Genomic DNA, 909 nt, shown 5'->3' with positions numbered 1-909 from the left:
CGAGCTGCCGCACCAGCTCTTCGCCGCGCGCAGCCTGGGGCTGACCGGCGGATTGCCGCCGGAGGCGCTGGCCGACTTCCTCTCCGGCCTGCTGATCGGGCATGAGCTGCTGGCCGGGCTGGCGGAGGGCCTGCCGCCCGGCCGCCCCCTGGCGCTGATCGGCGAGGCCGCGCTGTGCCGCCGCTACGCCACGGCGCTGGCCGAATTCGGCGCGCCGGCGCCGCTGCTGCCCGGCGACACCGCCGCGGCCGGGCTGTTCGGCTTCGCCGTCGCGGCCGGGCTGGTCGCCCCCGCCGCCCCCGCGCAGGAGACCGCGCCATGACCGCCTCCCCCCATCGCGCCCGGTTCGACGCGGCGCTGGCGGCGCTGCCGCTGATCGCCATCCTGCGCGGGCTGACGCCGGAGGAGGCGGCGCCGGTCGGCATCGCGCTCTACGAGGCCGGGTTCCGGCTGATCGAGGTGCCGCTGAACTCGCCGCGCCCCTTCGACAGCATCGCCGCGCTGCGCCGGCTGCTGCCGCTGGACGCGCTGGTGGGTGCCGGCACGGTGACGCGCGCGGCGGAGGTGGACACGCTGGCGCGGCTGGAGGCCGAGCTGGTGGTGATGCCGCATGCCGACCCGGCGGTGATCGGGGCGGCGGCCCAGGCCGGGCTGCTCTGCGCGCCGGGTGTCGCGACGCCGACCGAGGCCTTCGCCGCGCTGGCCGCCGGCGCCACGGCGCTGAAGCTGTTCCCGGCCGAGCTGGTGACGCCGCCGGTGCTGAAGGCGATGCGCGCGGTGCTGCCGGCGGGCACGCGGCTGCTGCCGGTGGGCGGCATCACGCCGCAGAGCATGGCGCCCTTCGTCGCGGCCGGCGCGGCCGGGTTCGGGCTGGGCTCGGCGCTGTACGCGCCCGGCCTGCCGGCGGCG

The 909-nt window shown here is 79.0% G+C and carries 2 protein-coding genes; both read left to right on the top strand.

Features of this window, described 5'->3' with window-relative positions; genetic code table 11:
• Positions 1 to 322, top strand: a 322-nt coding sequence (locus HMPREF0731_RS21980; protein ID WP_007006467.1) for a 2-dehydro-3-deoxygalactonokinase, incomplete at its 5' end; no start/stop codon positions are given.
• On the top strand, positions 319 to 909 hold a 591-nt coding region (locus HMPREF0731_RS21975), incomplete at its 3' end, for a 2-dehydro-3-deoxy-6-phosphogalactonate aldolase (RefSeq protein ID WP_007006466.1). The genes HMPREF0731_RS21980 and HMPREF0731_RS21975, both read left to right, overlap by 4 nt.

The sequence above is a fragment of the Pseudoroseomonas cervicalis ATCC 49957 genome (genome assembly GCF_000164635.1).
GTDB lineage: Bacteria > Pseudomonadota > Alphaproteobacteria > Acetobacterales > Acetobacteraceae > Pseudoroseomonas > Pseudoroseomonas cervicalis.
The sequence above is the reverse complement of the archived record's forward strand: the minus strand, read 5'-3'. Positions and strand labels throughout refer to the sequence as shown.